This is a genomic window from Psychrobacter sp. MES7-P7E, assembly GCF_002863645.1.
Taxonomy (GTDB): Bacteria; Pseudomonadota; Gammaproteobacteria; order Pseudomonadales; family Moraxellaceae; genus Psychrobacter.
On record NZ_PJBU01000072.1, the window covers coordinates 44,557 to 62,416 of the forward strand.

General features: G+C 43.1%; 18 protein-coding genes. 7 read left to right on the top strand and 11 right to left on the bottom strand.

The genetic code is table 11. The features are described from left to right. On the bottom strand, positions 1-489 hold the full coding sequence (locus CXF62_RS02925) for an Lrp/AsnC family transcriptional regulator (RefSeq protein ID WP_102092839.1): 489 nt from the start codon (positions 487-489) through the stop codon (positions 1-3). Positions 490-710: 221 nt separating this feature from the next. Here CXF62_RS02925 and leuA point away from each other — a divergent pair, with 221 nt between their 5' ends. Further along, entirely contained in the window at positions 711-2,495 is a 1,785-nt protein-coding gene (gene leuA, locus CXF62_RS02930) for a 2-isopropylmalate synthase (RefSeq protein ID WP_102092840.1), read from the top strand. A gap of 217 nt (positions 2,496-2,712) precedes the next feature. Next, positions 2,713-3,348: a hypothetical protein gene (locus tag CXF62_RS02935; protein ID WP_102092841.1), complete on the top strand. Its 636-nt coding sequence runs from the start codon at positions 2,713-2,715 to the stop codon at positions 3,346-3,348. 129 nt (positions 3,349-3,477) lie between these two features. Here CXF62_RS02935 and accC read toward each other — a convergent pair whose 3' ends face one another. The 5 genes from accC to CXF62_RS02955 all read right to left on the bottom strand — a co-directional run bounded on the left by accC (position 3,478) and on the right by CXF62_RS02955 (position 7,897). Beyond that, positions 3,478-4,839: an acetyl-CoA carboxylase biotin carboxylase subunit gene (gene accC / locus CXF62_RS02940; protein ID WP_057759692.1), complete on the bottom strand. Its 1,362-nt coding sequence runs from the start codon at positions 4,837-4,839 to the stop codon at positions 3,478-3,480. 125 nt (positions 4,840-4,964) lie between these two features. Continuing rightward, positions 4,965-5,396 carry an acetyl-CoA carboxylase biotin carboxyl carrier protein gene (gene accB / locus CXF62_RS02945; protein WP_102092842.1) on the bottom strand — a complete coding sequence of 144 codons (432 nt, stop codon included), beginning with the start codon at positions 5,394-5,396 and terminating at the stop codon, positions 4,965-4,967. Between the two features lie 240 nt (positions 5,397-5,636). Further along, complete coding sequence (locus CXF62_RS02950) at positions 5,637-7,004, bottom strand: MATE family efflux transporter (RefSeq protein WP_102092843.1); 1,368 nt, start codon at positions 7,002-7,004, stop codon at positions 5,637-5,639. A gap of 282 nt (positions 7,005-7,286) precedes the next feature. Beyond that, complete coding sequence (locus CXF62_RS14900; RefSeq protein WP_265734907.1) at positions 7,287-7,412, bottom strand: hypothetical protein; 126 nt, start codon at positions 7,410-7,412, stop codon at positions 7,287-7,289. Then, on the bottom strand, positions 7,409-7,897 hold the full coding sequence (locus tag CXF62_RS02955; RefSeq protein ID WP_102092844.1) for an EVE domain-containing protein: 489 nt from the start codon (positions 7,895-7,897) through the stop codon (positions 7,409-7,411). Before CXF62_RS02955 ends, CXF62_RS14900 begins: the two co-directional genes overlap by 4 nt. A 519-nt stretch (positions 7,898-8,416) precedes the next feature. Here CXF62_RS02955 and hemW point away from each other — a divergent pair. Continuing rightward, the gene (gene hemW, locus CXF62_RS02960; RefSeq protein WP_102092878.1) at positions 8,417-9,679 is read left to right on the top strand and encodes a radical SAM family heme chaperone HemW; all 1,263 of its coding nucleotides are present in this window, start codon (positions 8,417-8,419) and stop codon (positions 9,677-9,679) included. 101 nt (positions 9,680-9,780) lie between these two features. On the opposite strand, the gene CXF62_RS02965 is transcribed toward hemW, so the two are convergent. Then, positions 9,781-9,921, bottom strand: a complete 141-nt coding sequence (locus CXF62_RS02965; RefSeq protein WP_101204419.1) for an entericidin A/B family lipoprotein — start codon at positions 9,919-9,921, stop codon at positions 9,781-9,783. Positions 9,922-10,178: 257 nt separating this feature from the next. Here CXF62_RS02965 and CXF62_RS02970 point away from each other — a divergent pair, with 257 nt between their 5' ends. Beyond that, positions 10,179-10,739 (top strand): tRNA (cytidine(34)-2'-O)-methyltransferase, encoded by a 561-nt coding sequence (locus CXF62_RS02970; RefSeq protein WP_102092845.1) that lies wholly within the window; start codon positions 10,179-10,181, stop codon positions 10,737-10,739. Between the two features lie 92 nt (positions 10,740-10,831). On the opposite strand, the gene CXF62_RS02975 is transcribed toward CXF62_RS02970, so the two are convergent. Genes CXF62_RS02975 through tusD form a run of 4 tightly spaced genes read right to left on the bottom strand, consistent with a single transcriptional unit; the run spans position 10,832 to position 12,411 of the window. Further along, a complete protein-coding gene (locus tag CXF62_RS02975; protein WP_102092846.1) occupies positions 10,832-11,191 on the bottom strand; it encodes a TusE/DsrC/DsvC family sulfur relay protein in 360 nt (119 codons plus the stop codon). After that, positions 11,188-11,517: a hypothetical protein gene (locus CXF62_RS02980; protein WP_102092847.1), complete on the bottom strand. Its 330-nt coding sequence runs from the start codon at positions 11,515-11,517 to the stop codon at positions 11,188-11,190. The genes CXF62_RS02975 and CXF62_RS02980 overlap by 4 nt, the downstream gene beginning before the upstream one ends. 53 nt (positions 11,518-11,570) lie before the next feature. Then, the gene (locus CXF62_RS02985) at positions 11,571-11,894 is read right to left on the bottom strand and encodes a hypothetical protein (protein ID WP_075106164.1); all 324 of its coding nucleotides are present in this window, start codon (positions 11,892-11,894) and stop codon (positions 11,571-11,573) included. A 52-nt stretch (positions 11,895-11,946) separates the two neighbouring features. Next, on the bottom strand, positions 11,947-12,411 hold the full coding sequence (tusD, locus tag CXF62_RS02990; RefSeq protein ID WP_102092848.1) for a sulfurtransferase complex subunit TusD: 465 nt from the start codon (positions 12,409-12,411) through the stop codon (positions 11,947-11,949). Between the two features lie 399 nt (positions 12,412-12,810). Here tusD and glnE point away from each other — a divergent pair, with 399 nt between their 5' ends. The 3 genes from glnE to CXF62_RS03005 all read left to right on the top strand — a co-directional run bounded on the left by glnE (position 12,811) and on the right by CXF62_RS03005 (position 17,856). Next, positions 12,811-15,675 carry a bifunctional [glutamate--ammonia ligase]-adenylyl-L-tyrosine phosphorylase/[glutamate--ammonia-ligase] adenylyltransferase gene (gene glnE, locus CXF62_RS02995; protein WP_102092849.1) on the top strand — a complete coding sequence of 955 codons (2,865 nt, stop codon included), beginning with the start codon at positions 12,811-12,813 and terminating at the stop codon, positions 15,673-15,675. A 308-nt stretch (positions 15,676-15,983) separates the two neighbouring features. Next, entirely contained in the window at positions 15,984-16,913 is a 930-nt protein-coding gene (locus tag CXF62_RS03000) for a branched-chain amino acid transaminase (protein ID WP_102092850.1), read from the top strand. A gap of 106 nt (positions 16,914-17,019) precedes the next feature. Next, a complete protein-coding gene (locus CXF62_RS03005; RefSeq protein ID WP_102092851.1) occupies positions 17,020-17,856 on the top strand; it encodes a glycosyl transferase in 837 nt (278 codons plus the stop codon). The last annotated feature ends 4 nt before the right edge of the window (positions 17,857-17,860 follow it).

Consider the following 17,860-nt stretch of genomic DNA (forward strand, 5'->3'; position numbering starts at 1 on the left):
CTAAACCACGCTACGGCTAAATACTTCTCGTAATTCAAAACTGGTATGAACTTGGGCCACGCCTTCGATACGATTGAGGCGATGTAATAAAAACTCTTCGTAATGTGTCATATCTCGTACTCTGACCTTAATCAGATAGTCTTCGGTGCGACCTGTGACAATACTACAGCTGATTACTTCTTCAAAGCTTTGAACTTTGCGTTCAAACTGCTCAAAACGTTCTGCTGTATGACGATCCATACTAATAGCGATAAATACGGCTAGTGGATAGCCAAGTTTTTGTGCATCGGTTTTGGTGTGGTAGCCAGCAATTATGTTCGCATCTTCTAAGCGCTTTATACGACGTGCGCAAGGGGTAGCAGACAGGTTGACGCGCTCAGCGAGTTCAGTAATGCTCATACGCGCCTGTGTTTGCAATAAGCGTAGCAAATGTCTATCTATCTCGTCTATATCTGCAGTTCCTGTACTATCAATATGATTGTCTGGCATTTCTCAAGCCTTAATAGTGAATTTATTCAATTATAATGTCTAAATTGTGTTTTTCCACTAAAATAACAGAAAATAAAGTAAAAGAAAGCAGGTTTCTCTCTGCTAAACTTTGATATTATTATGGTATGAACACTAGTTATCTCGTATGATAAATACTGATCTAATCAACAGCTAATCGCCTAGCTAAATATATAAATAACCATATCATCTAAGGATTGATTATGTCTGACCAAGCCACGCACACCGCAGCCACAGGGACTGCAAAGATCACACCAAAAAGTGCCGCTTTTGACTTCCGTAAATACCGTCCATTTGCATTTGCGCCATCGCTGCCAGATCGTACTTGGCCAAGCAAGACGATTGAGAAGTCACCGATATGGGCAAGTGTGGATCTGCGTGACGGTAACCAAGCACTGATTGATCCGATGACCATTGAACAAAAAATGCGCTTCTTTAAGACCTTAGTAGATGTTGGTTTTAAAGAGATTGAGATTGGTTTTCCGTCAGCGGCGCAGGTAGAGTTTGACTTTGCGCGTAAGCTTATCGAAGAAAACCACGTACCTGAAGATGTAACGCTACAAGTATTGGTACAAGCGCGCGAGCATTTGATTGCCCGTACTTTTGAATCATTAAAAGGCGCAAAACGTGCGGTTGTCCATGTCTATAACTCAACCAGCCGTGTACAACGTGAAAAAGTCTATGGCAAAGATAAAGCTGAAATCAAAGAGATTGCTATTGCAGGTGCTAAGCTATTGCAAGAATATGCAGCAAAGTACCCTGAGACAGATTGGGTGTTTCAGTACTCGCCAGAGAGCTTTAGCCAGACAGAGACTGAATATGCTGTAGAGGTTTGCGATGCAGTGTGTGACGTGTGGCAACCACAGCAGGGTCAGGAAGTTATTTTTAACTTGCCAGCGACGGTCGAAGCATCTATGCCCAATGTCTTTGCTGATCAAGTAGAGTACTTCTGCCGTCATCTAGCGCAGCGTGAGCATGTGATTGTGAGCTTGCATACTCATAATGACCGTGGCTGTGCGGTAGCAGCAGCTGAATTGGGCGTACTTGCAGGTGCGGATCGTATCGAAGGCACATTGCTTGGTAATGGTGAGCGTACAGGTAACATGGACATCATGGTCATGGCCATGAACTTGTTTAGCCAAGGTATTGATCCTGAGCTTGATTTTAGCAACATGAGTGAAATCGTACAGGTGGTGAGCGAATGCAATAATTTACCATTGCACCCACGTCATCCTTATGTAGGCGAGTTGGTCTTTACGGCCTTTAGTGGCTCACATCAAGATGCTATCAAAAAATCTCTCGATTACAATGAAAGCAATCAGAGCGAAACGGATAACGTCTGGGACGTGGCTTATCTACCCATTGATCCTGCGCATATTGGCCGTAGCTACCAAGATGTGGTACGTATCAATAGCCAGTCGGGCAAAGGCGGCGTCGCGTATATCTTGCAGCGCAACTACGGTTTCAACTTACCACGTTGGATGCAGATTGACTTTAGCCGTGTGGTACAAAAGCAAGCTGAAGCGGCGGCACGCGAGTTGCAGAATGATGAAATCTTGCAGACCTTTGAAGATACTTACTTGCAGCAGGGCAAGTTTGAGCTGCTAGACTATAGCGTCAACAATAAAGGCGGCGCGGTTTACTTTAGTGGTCAGGTGCAGATGAATAGCGATACCATTGATATTGATGGCACGGGTAACGGCCCATTATCATCGTTTATTGACGGACTTGCACAGCATACTGGCAAATCCTTGCATATTATTAACTATGCAGAGCATGCGATTAATCCGCATCATAACAGCGGTAATGGTATCGATGATGATACCAATAGTGATAACAAAACCAATGCCAATGCTGCCGCTTATATACAGCTTAATGTAGATGGCGAAGTGTATTCAGGTATCGGTACTTGTAGCAGTACGGTATCAGCCATGTTAAAAGGGGCGTTATCAGCTTTTGCTCAAGCGCTAAATACAGAAGCTGCTTAGTGTTAAGTAGTCATTGATATCACGCACAATTCTGTATGTTAATAACGCTATCGCTTCTTGTCTTTAACAAGTAAAGCGATGGCGTTATTTTTTGCTATAAATACCTATGAAATTCCGACTATAGATTTATGAGCAATAGCATAATGTTACTTGTGTTTTTAGTGTCTAAGACTTACGCTAATGTATATATTAAAATATTATAAATAAAAGGTTAATTATGGAACCTATCTCATTTGCTTCATTCACGCTGGCATCTATTTTGGCTTCGTTGCCTGCGAATGGTGAGGCTATTACCAAGCCGACAATCACCACTCATATTAGTCCAGCCATTGCCGGACAGTGGGAAATAGACTTGGACAGCAGCGCTTATTCTACTCACGCCATGATGACCAAGGAAGCGGAAGCTAATCAGTCGGCGTTAGATAGTGCGAAACAGCCTAGCAGTATAGAGCCTAAGGTAACGGCAGGCATGGACGGCGGCGTACTGACTCAAAGTGAAGAGCGGGTTCTAAATATTCAACCAACTACTAGTAAAAACTTACTTGCGTCAGTTGGTAAGTCTAACCAGTGCCGTGAGCTATATAACTTTAGTGCGGATAATGAGATGTGGTCTGTCAGTGGCAAAGAGTGGACATACGGCCGCTATCTAGTCACCCACCGTGAAGAAGGGCTGCCAGTTATTGCAATCAAGACTGTTTATGATAATAATGAAGTAGATTGCTCAGGCAATCAGATCGACCAGACTGATGAAGCGCTGATTGCATTTATCAATCATGATGGCAACCAAATGCAATGGTGTGCTGACCCTGATGGTAACGAATGCTTTATGAACTTCAATAGAGTGTTGCCATAATCGGAGATGCTCTTTGTACTTTACGTATGATTGACAGCTTATTGATGACATAAAAAAACCGCTATATTAATAGCGGTTTTTTTATGTGCTGTTTTAATTAAACTTAGTGAACTCTATAAGTATTTCAGCCTACGAGTCTTTTTTGGCTTTATTCGCAGTCAGCAGCTCTCTTTCGAGATAGTGAATATTTTGCGCTTCACGAGTGAAGTTATCATCCGCCAAAATTACATCACGATGCAAAGGTATATTGGTTTTGATACCTTCGATAATCAGCTCATCAAGGGCATGTACTGTTTTAGCAATGGCTTGCTGACGAGTTTGACCGTGACAAATAAGCTTACCAATCAATGAATCGTAATAGGTCGGTATTTCATAGCCAGGGTATAGATGAGAGTCAAAGCGAATGCCGGAACCACTTGGCGTGAACAGTTGGCTGATAGTGCCTGGGCAAGGTACAAAGGTCGCTGCATCTTCAGCATTGATACGACATTCGATCGCATGACCTTGAATCTCAATTTCACTCTGACGATAAGATAGGCCGTAACCGGCAGCAATTTTGAGCTGTTCGACAACAACATCGATACCAGTAATCATCTCAGTCACTGGATGCTCAACCTGTACACGAGTGTTCATTTCAATAAAGAAAAACTCGTTATTTTCAAATAAGAATTCGAACGTACCAGCACCGCGATACTTAACAAGCTCACACGCTTTCACGCAAGCTTTTAAAATTGGCTCACGTACATCATCTGGGATATCTGGGGCAGGTGCTTCTTCTAGCACTTTTTGATGGCGACGCTGTAATGAGCAATCACGGTCATATAGATGGATAGCATTACCATTACCATCACCCAACACCTGTACTTCTACGTGGCGCGGGTTTTGTAGATAGCGCTCCATATAGACAGTGTCGTCACCGAACCAGAGCTCAGCTTCTTGTTTGGCAGCTTGTACTTGACCAATTAGTTCGTCAAAGCGTTCAACCACACGCATACCGCGTCCACCACCGCCAGAAGCAGCTTTAATCAATAGTGGGAAGCCAATATTACGTGCTTGCTCTTCAGCATTATGAAGGGTCACAGCGCCAACTGAACCAGGTACAGTTGGTACGCCCGCTTTTTTCATAGCATTGATAGCAGAAACTTTGTTGCCCATGAGGCGAATATGATCAGCATTAGGACCAACGAAGGTCAATCCTGCTTCTTCTACTTGTTCAGCAAATTCAGCATTCTCAGACAAAAAGCCATAACCGGGATGGATAGCATCTGCACCAGTGATTTCAGCAGCGGTTAAGATGGTATTGATATCAAGGTAGCTTTGGTTAGCATTAGGCTTGCCAATACAAATTGCCTCATCAACAAAGCGCAAGTGCATCAAGTTAGCATCAGCAGTAGAGTAGACACCTACCGTTTCGATACCTAGCGCTTTACAGGCGCGGACGATGCGCAGGGCAATTTCACCTCTGTTGGCAATGAGCAATTTTTTTATCATGGGTTCATCCTTGTCGAAGCGTCAGTCATTGACTGAGTTTCGATACATAGCATCATGTTATTTAGCATTGACGCGGTATATATACCAAAAGTCAGCCATAATGAAATAAAGTATGGCAAATATCGTTACGCTTTATAGCGTATGACAGGTTGACCGAACTGTACGACTTCAGAGTTATCTACCAAGATTTCGTCAACAATACCACTTTGAGTCGCTTCAAGCGGGTTCATGATTTTCATAGCTTCGATAATACCTAAGGTATCACCTGCCTGAACCTTTTGACCGACTTTCACAAATGGTGGGTCATTAGGGCTTGGTGCTGAATAGAAAACACCAACCATTGGTGAAGACTCAACGCTACCCGCTTTTTCTGCAGGTTTGCCTTCGACAGCGGCAGCAGGAGCAGCGCTCGCAGCTGGGGCAGCCATCATAGTTGGCGCAGGCGCGTCATAGTGACGAGTTAAGCTAATATGCTCGTCGTCAGAACTGATTTCTAAATTAACCAGTTCACTTTCTTCCATAAGGGCGATGAGGGTGCGTATTTTTTCAATATCCATAGTTTTTATCTGGCCTTGTACTAAATTCGAGAAATAGTGTAACTAAATATTGTCTAATTAATTGCTAATGATACCTAGATTCAGGGCAATGAGCAATCAATGTACAGTTGTTAACTGAGAATTTTTACATATTTTGACGTAAGCCATCTTTTTAGCAAGAAAATATCTACGATTTTTCATAGTCTGTATGATCAAATAACGCTAACAATGATTATAAAATGCAATCCATAAGCAATTGGCTCAACCCCATAGTATAGTTAAGCGTTTTTGCTGATAGCGTAGACGCAAAGTAAGTAAAATAGATGATAAGAACAAACCTGTAATCAACGCCATCCAAAATCCTTGTGCGCCAACGTCAGTGAAACGCACCAGATAGACGCCAAGTGGTAGGGCCACTAACCAATAGCAGAAGAGCGTTACCCACATCGGTATGGTGGTATCTTGCATACCGCGCAATATACCAGCGACGTTAACTTGCCAGCCATCAAACAACTGATAAGCAAGTGCAAAGATAAGCAAATGCATAGACTGTGCTCTAACTTCTGGGTTATCCGTGAATGCTGCTGCCAGTTCTGGTCTGAATAGCCATATCCCAAGCATGCAGGTCAAAGCGATCAATACGGTCCATACCAGTCCAGTAGCTTGCACTTGGCGCAGTGCCAATAGGTTTTTTTGACCAAATCGATTGGAGACCATGATAGTGAGCGCCATGGCAACAGATATCGGTATCATAAATAGCTGTGAGGTCACTGACAGTGCTACTTGATGCGATGCTGTTGCCAACTCACCCAATGGACTGATAACGAGTGCGCCTAAGCTAAATAAACTGGCTTCAAAGAAAATAGAGATGCCAATAGGGATGCCAAGTTTTAACAGCTTTTTTATCTGTGTACGATTAGGGCTAGAGAAGCCATAAAAAAATCGCGTGCTCACAAATTCGCGACGTTTCGTGAAGCTAGTATAGGCCGCAAGCAATAGGACATTTATCCATAACACCAATGCTGTTGCCACCCCGCAACCTGCACCGCCCATTTCTGGCATGCCAAATAACCCATGAATAAAAATATAGTTCAAAGGAATATCTGCGAGTAGGCCAATGATACTAATGACAGTCACAGGCTCAGGACGACCCAATGCCTCACAATAACTGCGCAGGACGGCATATACAGCGAGCGCTGGGAAACCAAATGAGACACCATGTAAATATTGCGTTGCTATCGGCTGAATGTTTTCTGGGACACCCATAATGCCAAGAACATGGGGAGCCAAATTAACAATGATAAAACCGATAATGCCAATGACACCTGCGGTCCATAAGGACTGCTGCGTGATATGGGGTACTTGGCCGTGCTGGTCTTGACCAATCGCTTCACCAATTAGAGGTGTGGTTGCGATAAGCACACCTGTGGCCAATAAAAACAATGGTAGCCAAATACCAGAGCCAACGGCTACCGCCGCCAAATCAAGCGCCGAAACTTGACCTGCCATGATGGCATCAACCACGCCAAGTGCGGCTTGGCAAAACTGAGTAATTAAGATAGGGAGGGCAAGTATGCCTAAACGTAAGCTGTAGCTTTTAAAATCTTTGAAAGACAATGGAAAAACCATGGTAAGCAACTTTTTATTCTTTGCGGTAATTGTTATTAAGGTAGTTATTATTAATAAACAAACACTGCTATCAATCGATTAAGATTGACGCAGCAAGGAGAGAGTAGTGCCGACGATAATACTCCGATAAATAATATGAGCAAGCTTATAATGTTGCATAAGTAGATAGGCAGAGTATGAAAATAAAAGTAAAGACACTAAAATAAAAATAACCCGTCGATCCAAGTAGTGGATTGACAGGTCATATACATAGTAAGATGGTAAAGAAGCCACACTATGATGTCAACGCTTTAGCGCCGCTATGCAGGCATTAATCTTAGGTTTTTTGTACTCTATTTCATAGCCAATAGCCAATAGCCAATAGCCAATAGCCAATAGCCAATAGCCAATAGCCAATAGCCAATTCAATGAGTCTGCTCCGGCAGCAACTCAAGTGTCTCCGCCATATCCATAATCGATCGCCAATGTTTGGGCTCTAATGGAATCACTGTTAATTGCTGACAGCCTTTCCTCAATAATAACGAGTCTTCCAAAGTTGGCAAAAATTTAAGCGCTGATAACGGCAACACCTCTGTAAAAGCTTGCTCAAAAGTGAGATCCACCATATACCAGCGTGGTTCTTCTTCGGTTGCAATAGGATCATAGTGACGATGCTCGGGGTGGAATTGAGTGGGGTCAGGGTAACCTGCTTGACTGACCGTCATAATACCAGCCACACCAGAGGGTTTGGCGCTAGAATGATAAAAGAATACCTGATCACCGACTTTCATATCATCACGCATAAAGTTGCGAGCGCGGTAGTTACGGACACCATCCCAGCTATCTGTACCGAGCCGTTGTAAATCGTGAATACCAAAAAACTTTGGGTTTGATTTCATTAGCCAATAAGCCATATGTCTTATCCTTTGCTTCATGTTTAAATTTAATATTATCAGGGTGGTTTTTTATTAACCAGCTTTCAAGCGCGCCGCAAATGTAACGGTTATATAGTGAATTCAGTATAAAAACGATACAGTGGGACTGGGATAAATTTTTCGCAGCCTCTGTCTGCGTAGGCACAGCACGCAAGGAAAATTTAGACCAGTTCCACCTTGATATATAATGTATCTGTTTTATTTAGGATTGACTATATTCTGAATACAGCGCTGCGCTTTGGATGCTGTACTGGTAATATCTCTTTATATACTGCCTGCAAGTTACCATGGTGAATAGGGAATTTGTGCGTGGCTTTATGCGTGGCTTTGTTAATAGTTTTACGTTAGTTAGGCTTTTCTTTATATCATCTAGCCGTTATCCTAGCGATACTTTTGATACTGATCATTATTGCCCATTACACAATAAGTTTATTTATGTCCAAAATGAATGCTGATAGCTCGCCAAATAACCTTGATACGTTACAACTCACAGAAAAGATGACAGAGACTAGCGTTGTAGACGTGAACGACATTCCATTGTCTCTTTACATCCACATTCCGTGGTGTGTGAAGAAGTGTCCTTATTGCGATTTTAATTCGCATGAGCTACCGATGGACAGTGAGCTATCCATGTATGAGGAATACGTCGATGCGTTACTGTTAGATGCCGCGATGCAGCAACCTTTAGCTCAGAACCGAAAAATTGGTTCGATATTTATCGGTGGTGGTACGCCGTCTCTATTACCCATTGCTCAGTATCAGCGATTGTTTACTGGGTTACGTACATGTTTTGAATTTGCAGAAGACATCGAAGTCACGATGGAGGCCAATCCCGGCACGCTTGAGCATGCACCATTTGCTCAGTATTTAGAGGTTGGTATCAATCGTTTGTCTATCGGCGTACAGAGCTTTGCCGCTGATAAGCTAAAGGTACTGGGGCGTATCCATGATCCTGTACAAGCGTTATCAGCAATTCGCGCTGCCAAAGCGGCTGGATTTGCACGGGTCAACGTCGACCTGATGCACGGTCTACCGCAGCAAACCATGAATGAAGCGCTAGAAGATATCCAAATGGCGCATGATGCTGGTGCAACGCATATCTCTTGGTATCAACTGACTATTGAGCCAAATACCGTGTTTTACCGTAGCCAGCCTATTTTACCCGATGAAGACAATTTGGCAGATATTGAACAAGCAGGTCAGTCGCTATTGCAGCAATTAGGTTATAGCAATTATGAGGTATCAGCATGGGCAGGTGCGTTAGACAAACCATGTCGTCATAATATCAACTATTGGCAGTTTGGCGACTATTTAGCCATTGGCGCTGGAGCTCATGGTAAGGTGACGATTGGTCGTGATGATAGCAATTCATCAGACGTAAAAGATAAAATGGAAGAGGGCTTATTAGTAGCGTCAGGTATTTATCGTTTTAGTAAATCACGTTTGCCAAAAGATTATGTAGTAATAAATCCAGATACCACAGAGAAGTCTGATATACGCCAAATCACACCAAAAATGGTTGGCTGGCAAGCGATTGATCAAGAGGAGTTAGTAAGCGAATTTATGCTAAACGCACTACGCTTACATGGCGGCGTCGCTTGGTCACTGTTTGAAGAGAGAACTGGATTAACGCTTGATAGTATTGCTGAACAAGTGAACAGTCTGGTTAAACAAGGATTGTTGGTAAATAGTGATACGCAGTTGCAACCGACTATATTAGGTCAGCGTTATCTCAATCAGATATTACGCGCGTTTTTATAAAATTGTACTTGAGTGATTGTTTAACAGCAGCGAAGTAAGAACACAAAAAAGGCTTATCAAATAAATGATAAGCCTTTTTAAAAATCTAAAAAAAGCAGACCTTAGATTTTATCTTGTACGTCTTGTGCGCCGCCAGTTACAGCGTTTCCGGCGCTTGATACGTCTTGGCCAAGGCCTTTAAACGTGTTGCAACCAGTTAGAACGAACATAGCAGTTAAAGATGCGATGATTACTTTTTTCATAATAGTATCCTCAAAGATAAATGAATGGTTATAAATAACAACAGTGACGCTAAGTATCTTGCTCAAGTTTCACTGAAGGGGTATTGGATGAGACAGTCATACATAAATGCTATCGCGCTATCCATTACAGACATCATAATGAAAGTTAAAAACGCTGCACAGTATCAAAATGTAATTATTGGCAGTAAACTGTAACTTCCGATTACCTACCGCTCATAAATTTAAATAATAGAGCGTTGAATATTTTTGGAGTAAGAATGACCATCCATATCGTGCTAGTAGCACCAAAAATGCCAAGTAACACTGGCAATATTATTCGACTGTGTGCCAATAGCGGGGCACAGCTGCATTTAGTAAGACCGTTAGGGTTTGAGCTTGATGATAAAAAGCTACGCCGCGCAGGCCTTGATTATCATGAATATGCTCATTTGCAAGTGCATGATGATTGGACGGCTGCGAGACAAGCTCTAAAAACTGCTGATTGCAATGTCGTTACCGCATTGACAACCAAGCTTAGCAAACCGTTTTACGATTATGACTTTGGTAAAAACTCGGACTCTGAAGCATCTGATAAGGCAGCTATGCCCAATATTGCGCTAGTCTTTGGTTCTGAGACAGCAGGTCTAGCAGATGATATACGCGAAGATATCGGTGCTGATAACTGGCTAAGACTGCCTATGCTAGCTGACTCGCGTAGTTTAAACTTATCAAATAGCGTAGCCATTTGTTTGTACGAAATATGGCGACAGCAAGGGTTTACAGGCGATGAAGGTCGTAGCGTTGGTTATGAGACATTGACAGTCTATGACCCGAAATAGCGATCCAAAGTAGCGATGTACCAAATGAGTCGATGATATGACTCATTCATCAGTGCTCACTTGGTAAGCAGCTACAGTTAAAAAAGACATTTTTATAGGCAGTTGGGCGGCTTGGGTAGTCCAGCTAGACGGTTGACATGGCGCGCAACCAATCCTGTATTAAATAGCTGTTGTAGTTTTTGATTGCTAATATCGTGCTCAGGCAAAGTTTTTTGTAGCCATTTAATCAATGGGCGTGTCGCTGGCGCGTGGTTGAATTTGACAAAAAACGCGCGCACTTGCTGCAAAATCTGCAAATGCTCACTCGTTAGGCTGACATCTAGCGTGTCTGCTAGTTGTTGTGCGATATCAGGTGTCCAAATCGTATGGTCACACAAATGCCCATCTTGATCTAATGCAATATCGGTCGATGCTGTGGCAGTATGAGTTGTCGTAGAGGTATGAGTCGTCATAAGGCAATCGTCACCACTTTATCAAACTGGCTATCCTGAGATAGGCTAATCCATTCTTCATCCGTTAAAATATCAGTCAATTTGCTCTCTAAATTTAGCTTGCCAGCAGGGTTAACTGTCAGCTGCGATATATCATCCGCTAATGCATAAATACCTGCAATACTATCTATTTCACTATCATTCAAATAAGCATTGAGCCAGTCGATAAAAGCGGCTGTGGTACCAAGTAAGATAATACTGTCGCCAGTGCGCCAAGTGCGAGACATCTCTTCCGCACTGCGCCTGAGGGTATTCATCGTGCTGTGTAATTGATATAAAGTTGCCATAACAGTGTCCAAGTGTGTATTTTATTATTTTATAAGTCTGATTATATTGCCAATTAAAAAGTTAAAATCTGCTCAAAATCTTGCGAGCGGATCATTTCTGGCACCAGCATGAGCTGTGAAGTCAGATCTACTGGCATCATCCCAATCACCCAACCACTAAAGACATCATCAGGTAGCCAAGCCGCTGGCATGTCGTAAAGATCAAGCGACTGAATCATACCGTGCAAACGTGATTCAGGCTGCATCAATAAGCCAAAAACAGGTGCATCCAAGTACAGCTGCACTTCATGACCGAATGTCGCTAATGTCAGTGCCAGCGCACAACCTTCATAGCTTGCTGCTTCGGTGGGTGTATGCAGCTGGATTAATAATCTCATCATGTATTCCTAAATATGTTTATCGCAGGCTAATGTCGTAATGGATACGCTATCAAAACTGTATTAAGCGGCAGCCATCCTGCATCATCAGAGCGAGCTCACTGAGTCCCACCAACGTAAATCCTGTCGCTAGATTGTCACCATCAAGCTGATGGCGGGTACTGTTATCTGTGTCACTCACACCGCGGCTAAGAGCTGTGCTAACACAAACAGGCAGTGGCAACTGATATTGTTCAGCCAACATTTGCCATTCTTTGGTCAAATTCATTTGATCAGCGGACTGCCAGCGTAGCCGATTCGCCAGATGCGCCGAGTCCCCATAAAAAAAGACATTGAGCAATGGCCGTTTGGTGATAGGATTGTCGATGTCTTCTTTATTGACGATATCGTCTGCATTACTATCGATATTATGATCAGCTGATGCGCTCTTAAGATACGCGCGCGCATAACGTAATGCTAAATGCGCTAATGGGTGACTAGGATCAGCGGTAATGAGTAGTAGCGGGGTAGTAGTCATAGGGGACAGTATCACATATTATAAATAAGCGTTTAGAGAGTGTTATAAGGGTGAGACAATATTATTGAAAGGCTATAAATGTTTTTTGTAAAGTAATCTAATCTATTTATAGTCGAACTTTAATATTTCTTAATACCATTGAGTCAAAACGCTATTTTTATTGAGTATAAAGGTGCGCTGCAATGAAGCTATCTCAAAGCATTTTGATTAAAGACGTTTATGCTACCATAAAGCGACTCAAAGCAAATAGAGTCACTGTTACTAAACAGGGCTTTATGTTTTGTAATGATATATTGAGTATGTTCATCTGATGCTGTGACTGTCTCGTAAGAAAAAACAATAAACTTATGAGCTGGGTTCACGTAGTCTTACCATTCTATGTAAGGAGTTTTTGTCACTATGTTACCTGCTATGCCCTCACGTATGAACAGTGGTACAGATTATCAGCCGACAGCAGAGCAACTGCAAGTACTGCAAACAGCCAGTGAGTTTGCTTATCAAATTTGGGAGAGCCGAACGGTTTCCTGCCAAACGTTTTTGCGTAGCTACCCACTGAATAGTACGCTGACTCGTCAGCAAATCGATGATCTGATACAAGATTATACGCTAGATGAAAACTATCAACTCGCCGATGAAACGAAAGTCATGAGTGGCCTGCGTCACTTGCGCACGCTACTAATGATGCGCTGGATTTGGCAAGATGCTTTGCAGATGATCAGTCTTGAGCAATTGACTGATGAGCTATCAGAGTTTGCAGGTGGTTGTATCTCCTTTGCCAAGGACTATACCTATCAGCATTTGATTGCTAAATACGGTGAGCCAACCTTTATCAATGAACAAGGCAACGTGCAGATTGATGATATGGCTATCATGGCTATGGGTAAGCTTGGTGCTCAGGAACTGAATTTATCGAGCGATATTGACCTAATATTTGTACATCAAGCGCGCGGCGAAACCAATGGTGACAAGGCAAAGGGTACGCGTAGCATAGACAATAAACGTTTTATGACTCGTCTGGGTCAAGGGATTATTAAGCTGCTTGATAATAAAACGGCTGACGGCTTTGTCTTTCGGGTTGATATGCGCTTGCGTCCATGGGGTGATGGCAGTGATTTGGCCATCCATCTCTCAGCGTTACAAAAATATTTTGCGTTGCATGGACGCGCGTGGGAGCGTTTTGCTTGGCTAAAAGCACGAGTCGTTGGGCAGATAGATCAGCCATTTTATGATGCGATTCAGGCGCTAATCAAACCGTTTGTCTTTCGCTATTATGTGGATTACAGCGCGTTTTCAGCACTCAGGGAGATGAAGTCGCTCATTCAAAATCAAGTTGCACAGCGTGAAGATCTAGACAATATTAAGCTTGGCGCGGGCGGTATCAGAGATATTGAGTTTATTGTACAAGCGTTTCAGCTGATCTATGGTGGTCGGCATCCTCAGCTACAGGTAAAGCCTTGTTTGGAGGCGATGCAAGTGTTGCGTGAGCTTGGATATCTAGAGCAGATTACCTACGATAACTTACAAGCCGCGTATCGGTTTTTGCGTCGACTTGAGCATGCGATTCAAGCCATTAACGATCAGCAAACCCAAAGACTGCCGCATGATGCTTATTGGCAGCATAATCTTGCAGTGACGCTTGGGTTTAATGATTGGCAGGCATTACTGACCCAATTAAATGCTCATCGAGACAATGTTAATGTGCCGTTTGAGCGTATGGTCACTGAGCGCCAAGTACCTGATAACGAAGATACCGACCTAGAGCCAGAGCACTTAGATGAGCAAATTGCCCGTTTAAATGAAGTGCTAACAAAAGAAAATCGCGAGGTACTACAGAATTTTTGGCAATCAAAAATGGTGGCTAATTTAAGTGATGAAGCCAGAGGGCGTTTAGACGACGCATATCCTGTCATTGTCCATGCGTTGTTAGCGCATCAAGAACAGCAGCAACTTGCCAATACTGCTTTACCGAGATTGATCTCACTGCTTGAAGCGATTTGTCGCCGTTCTATCTACTTGGTCATGATTGCTGAAAACCCTAATGCAACGATTGAGCTGATTCCAATGCTATCTGCCAGCCCGTGGATCGCAAAAGAGTTAGCTCAGTATCCTGTATTATTGGATACATTTTTGCAGCAGCGTTATCGCCATCTGCCAGATAAGCGTGAGCTGCGTGATATCTTGCGCCAACAGTTGCTACGCGTCGAGCCAAACGATGAAGAAGAGCTGTTAAGCGTCCTGCGACTGTTCAAAAAGAATCAAGTGTTGGCGGTTGCTGCTAGCGATGTATTGGCGGAACGCCCGATTATGAAAGTGTCGGATTCATTGACTTATATCGCTGAGGTCGTACTAGAAGCAGCATTAGAGCGCGCTTTTGCAGAGATTGTTAACCGTTATGGATATCCTATTGGCCAAGATGGCGACCCAGTCACTGAAGCGGACTGCGGCTTTGCAATTATTGGTTATGGCAAGCTTGGTGGCTTAGAGCTATCGTATTCTTCAGATTTGGACTTGGTATTCTTACACAAGATAAAAGAGCAAGGTATGACCACTGGTGAAAAATCAGTCAGTGGTATGAAGTTTGCCGCGCGTCTTGTACAAAAGCTAATGAATTATCTCAATACTCAAACCCGTGATGGCCGTGCCTATGAGATTGATATGCGTCTGCGGCCTTCAGGAAATGCTGGCATGATGGTGGTATCTTGTCATGCGTTTGAAACCTATCAAATGGATAAAGCATGGTCATGGGAGCATCAAGCGCTGGTACGTGCTCGCGCGATTTGTGGAGACAAGCGAGTCACTGCACGTTTTTGTGATATTCGCCGCGATGTCTTGTCGTTGCCACGGACACTGGATCAAGTACGTAGTGAAGTCACTAGCATGCGTATCAAAATGCAAAAGCATCTAGGCACGAGCCAATGGCAGCAGGAGGCGGGCAAGTTTCATCTTAAACAAGATGCAGGCGGGATTGTAGACATTGAGTTTTTAGCACAGTTTGCCGTATTGGCTTACTCACATGAATATCCGAGTTTGACGAAATGGAGCGATAATGTGCGAATTTTTGCAGAAGTTGCCTTGCTTGGTATTTGGGATGACCAAGTCTGTCAGGATTTGACCGATGCCTATCTAAGAATACGTGCTGCCACGCATCAATTGGCACTATCAGAGCAGTCTTTGCTCGTTGATGAGTCATTGTGGCAGGAGACGCGAGCGTTAGTACAGTCACAATGGCAGCATCTTATGGGTGTGGAGACAGACGACGAGTAATATCGTAACTTGTATGATTAAGGCCTTGCCGATAGTCCAAGAGACGCTTAAACTGTAAGGCCTTGTGATAATTAAAAAGCGTAATTAAAAACTATAGGGTCTCAAACCAAAAGATTTCATTTGCCAATACGGCCAGTGATATAATCGGTCACACATCATCTTAATACTGTTAGCTGTTCGTCATAATCAAGCTGTGCTTTAAGCAATAAAAATGGGCACTGCGGTGTTATCATACGATGTTGATCACTACTATTAAATAAAACCTACTTAAAAAAGTTAGACGTTAGCGCTAGCATAAGGACTATAAAATGAATATGGCAACACAAGACGGTAAGCTTTGGATGAATGGCACAATAATTGAACAACCAGATGCCAACGTTCATGTGCTTACCCATAGCTTGCACTATGGTATGGCAGTGTTTGAAGGCGTGCGGGCTTATCAAACAGCTGACAACCGCACCGCTATTTTTCGTCTAAAAGAACACACCGAACGTCTACTTGGTTCAGCGAAAATCTTTCAAATGGATGTGCCTTTTGATGCGGCCACGCTAGAGCAAGCACATAAAGATGTGGTCAAGCAAAACAACTTGGCAGAAGCCTATATTCGTCCGCTTATTTGGGTAGGTGCAGAAAAGCTTGGCTTATCTTCGCGTGACAACAGCATCAATGCTATGGTTGCTGCTTGGCATTGGGGCGCATATCTTGGTGAGGAAGGTATCAAAAATGGTATCCGCGTAAAAACCTCTTCATTCACGCATCATATGCCAAACGTTACCATGTGTAAGGCAAAAGCATCAAGTAACTATCCTGTGTCTATCATGGCCAACCAAGAAGTCACTCGTAATGGTTATGACGAAGCTATCTTGATGGATCCGCAAGGGTATGTATGCCAAGGTGCGGGTGAAAACTTATTCTTGGTAAAAGATGGCGTGCTACATACGCCAGACTTGGCAGGCGGGGCACTAGATGGTATCACTCGTCGTACTATCCTTCAGTTCGCGGCTGATCTAGGTATCAAGGTTGTTGAGCGCCGTATCACTCGTGATGAATTCTACCTAGCAGACGAGATCTTTATGACAGGTACCGCTGCTGAAGTGACACCTATCCGCGAATACGATGATCGTACTATCGGGAATGGCGGCCGAGGACCATTGACTGAGAAACTGCAGACTTTATACTTTGATGTGGTTCATGGTCGTAACGAGCAATATATGGATTGGTTAAGCTTTATTGACTAATAAAGTCGTTAGTTTAAAGACCAAAAAGGCTGAACATAATTGTTCAGTCTTTTTTTTATGCTAATATAGCCATCATATTTATTCTTAAGATTAAAGTGAGCAGTCCATGCCAATAGATTCTAGTACAGCAGATAATAAAAATATCAAACAAATTATTTGTATTAAATGGGGTACAAAGTACGGGGCTGATTACGCCAATAAATTGTATGGTATGGTATCTCGCAATATTACGCCACCGTTTCGTTTCGTCTGTTTTACCGATGATACCACCGATGTACGTCCAGAAATCGAATGTCAAGAATTACCACCATTAGATGTCACCATGCCAACCAACACACTTGGCAAGTGGCCAAAATCACGTTTGTGGGGTGAGAAGTTAGGTGATTTGACAGGGACAGTATTATTTGTAGATTTGGATGTGATTATAGTAGATAGCCTCGATCCTTTCTTTGAATACGGCGAGCCAGACGATGTTATTTTGTCTTATAACCCGAGTAACCCATTAGAGCGCCTAGGGCAAACATCTTGCTTTAGATTCAAGATAGGGTCGCTTGTCTCATTGCAAGAAAAATTCAAAGCTGATCCACAAGGTATCGCTGATGAGTATCGTTTTGAGCAGCGCTTCGTCACTCGTAATGCGCCAGGCGGTGTCAAGCTGTTTCCAAAGGCATGGGTTGCGCACTTTAGACGCAAATGCCGTCAACCATTTCCGCTTAACTACATCAAAGAGCCAAAGATTCCTAAAGGCGCTCGCATCGTTATCTTCCCTGGCGACTTATATCCGACCCACGCTATTGAAGGTAGATATAATAAAAATGCTGCTAACAATGCCAAAGATCACTTAAAAAGATTAACTGAGCCCAAAAATCTAAAAAGACCGCTACGTCACTTGCGTCATTTTATCTTGCCAGTAGGGTGGATCGAAAAGTACTGGAAAGAATAGGTCC